This window comes from Saccharopolyspora sp. NPDC002686 (assembly GCF_040295745.1).
Classification (GTDB): domain Bacteria; phylum Actinomycetota; class Actinomycetes; order Mycobacteriales; family Pseudonocardiaceae; genus Saccharopolyspora; species Saccharopolyspora oryzae.
On the sequence record NZ_JBEOVY010000580.1, the window covers coordinates 1 to 2669 of the forward strand.

The 2669-nt window shown below is 66.6% G+C and carries 3 protein-coding genes and 1 pseudogene; all 4 read left to right on the plus strand.

The genetic code is table 11. The annotated features are described in order from the left end of the window. Positions 1-202, plus strand: a pseudogene (locus ABTZ89_RS37810) (amino acid ABC transporter ATP-binding protein); the annotation flags it as partial. Positions 203-229: 27 nt separating this feature from the next. Beyond that, complete coding sequence (locus ABTZ89_RS37815) at positions 230-1129, plus strand: glutamate ABC transporter substrate-binding protein (protein WP_270948026.1); 900 nt, start codon at positions 230-232, stop codon at positions 1127-1129. Positions 1130-1193: 64 nt separating this feature from the next. Next, the gene (locus ABTZ89_RS37820) at positions 1194-1844 is read left to right on the plus strand and encodes an amino acid ABC transporter permease (protein WP_270948027.1); all 651 of its coding nucleotides are present in this window, start codon (positions 1194-1196) and stop codon (positions 1842-1844) included. After that, the coding region (locus ABTZ89_RS37825) for an amino acid ABC transporter permease (protein WP_351054103.1) at positions 1841-2669 on the plus strand (829 nt) is incomplete at its 3' end. The genes ABTZ89_RS37820 and ABTZ89_RS37825, both read left to right, overlap by 4 nt.

Genomic DNA, 2669 nt, shown 5'->3' on the forward strand with positions numbered 1-2669 from the left:
CGACGTCATGACCGACCTCGCCGCCGAGGGCATGACCATGGTCGTCGTCACCCACGAGATGGGCTTCGCCCGCCGGGCCGCGCACCGGGTGCTGTTCATGGCCGACGGCGAGGTGGTCGAGGACGCCAAGCCCGACGCGTTCTTCGACTCCCCCAAGAGCGACCGCGCCAAGGACTTCCTCGGCAAGATCCTCACCCACTGAGTGCCCACCTGCGGAGAAAGGCAGAGAATGCGAGCCAAGAAAATGCGGTTGGTGACCGTGCTGGCCGCCTCGCTGGCGCTGGCCCTGACCGGCTGCGGTCGGGAGGGCTCCCCCGGCGGCGGTGACCAGCAGGTCAAGCAGGACGTCGCGCAGAACGTGCAGGTCCAGGGATCGCCGACGTTCGACCGGATGAAGCAGAAGGGCCGCGTCACGATCGGCGTCAAGGAGGACCAGCCAGGTCTGGGCTTCCGCGACCCGGTCACCAACGAGTACTCCGGCTTCGACATCGAGATCGCCCGGCACATCGCCGCGCAGCTGGGTTTCGACCCGAACACGCAGATCGACTACAAGCCGATCCCGTCGACCGCGCGCGAGCAGGCGATCTCCACCGGTGAGGTCGACTACTACGTCGGCACCTACACGATCAACGCCAAGCGCAAGGAGCAGGTCGGCTTCGCCGGGCCGTACTACATGGCCGGCCAGGACCTGCTGGTCCGCTCGGACAACACCGACATCACCGGCAAGGACTCGCTCAAGGGCAAGAAGGTCTGCTCGGCGACCGGATCGACCCCGATCCAGAAGGTCAAGAGCGAGGGCCTGACCGAGCCGCAGAACATCGTCGAGTTCCAGCGCTACTCGGAGTGCGTGCAGCAGCTGCTGGACCGCCAGATCGACGCGGTCACCACGGATGACGCCATCCTGAAGGGTTACGCGGCCCAGGACCCGGACAAGGTCAAGGTCGTCGGCAAGCCGTTCTCCGAGGAGCCCTACGGCGTCGGCCTGTCCCGCGACGACAACGCCCTGCGCGGGAAGATCAACGACATCCTGGAGCAGGCGGCCAGCGGCGGCGAGTGGAAGCGCATCTACGACGCGACCCTCGGCAAGTCCGGCAGCACCGCCGAACCGCCCAAGGTGGACCGCTACTGATCCGTCATCGGATGCCCAGGGCGCCACGAGCACCCTGGGCATCCGATTCCTCCTGGAGTACTCATTGTTCGACATCTTGGTGGAGTACGGCGACGTCCTCGCCAGGGGATTCCTCCGCACCATCGAGCTCTTCCTGCTGTCCGCGGCGGGCTCGTTGGTGCTGGGCACGATCCTGGCCACGATGCGGGTCAGCCCGATCCCGGCACTGCGCGCGGTCGGCACCGGGTACGTGACGTTGCTGCGGAACACTCCGCTGACGTTGGTGTTCTTCTTCTTCGTCTTCGCCTACCCCAAGCTCGAGCTGATCCAGTTCCCGTTCTTCACCGCCGCGATCATCGCGCTGACCATCTACACGTCGGCCTTCGTCTGCGAGGTGCTGCGGGCGGGGATCAACACCGTTCCGGTCGGGCAGGCCGAGGCGGCGCGCTCCATCGGCCTCGGCTTCGGCCAGTCGCTGACCAGCGTGATCCTGCCGCAGGCGTTCCGCGCCACGGTTCCGCCGCTGGTCAGCGTGCTGATCGCACTGCTGAAGAACACCACGGTCGCGGCCGGGTTCAGCGTGAACGAGATCGGTTCGGTCATCCCGTTCCTCAACGAGCAGGGTGAGCCGACGCTGAACGCGTTCGTGTGGATCGCCGTCGGGTTCCTGATCCTGGTGATCCCGCTGACCTTGGTGCAGCGCAGCTTCGAGAAACGGTGGAGCGTGGCCCGATGAGCAGCGTCCTGTTCGACATCCCCGGGCCGCGCGCCCGCGCGCGCAACCGGCTGATCAGCATCATCAGCACGATCGTGGTGCTGGCCCTGCTGGGTTACGTGGTGCTGCGCTTCTACTCCACCGGCCAGTTCGACGCCAGCAAGTGGGAGTGGCTGCTCTACGAGCAGATCCAGATCGAACTGCTCGGCGCCCTGTGGAACACCGTCCGCGCGTTCCTGATGGGTGCGCTGTTCGCGCTGGTCTTCGGCGCGGTGTTCGCGCTCGGCCGGCTCTCCGACCACTCCTGGATCCGGGTGCCGTGCGGTTTCGTCGTGGAGCTGTTCCGCGCGATCCCGCTGGTCGTCCTGATCTTCTTCCTGTACTACGCGGCGCCGACGCTGGGCGTGAACTTCGGCCAGTACTGGTCGGTCGTGCTCGGCCTGACCCTGTACAACGGTTCGGTGCTGGCCGAGACGTTCCGGGCCGGGGTGACCGCCCTGCCCAAGGGCCAGACCGAGGCCGCGTACTCCATCGGCATGCGCAAGAACCAGGTCATGCGGACCGTGGTGCTGCCGCAGGCGGTGCGCATGATGCTGCCGGCGATCATCAGCCAGCTGGTGGTGCTGCTCAAGGACAGCGCGCTCGGCTTCCTGATCACCTACCAGGAGCTGCTGTACTACGCGCGCTACCTCGGCGGCATCCCGACGCTGGACCGGCCGATCATCCCGGTCAGCCTGGTGGTGGCGGCGATCTACATCTCGATGTGCTTGCTGCTGACGTGGTTCGCCACCTACCTGGACCGGCGCAACCGCCGCACGAAGAAGACCAGGCAACTGGCTCCGGCGG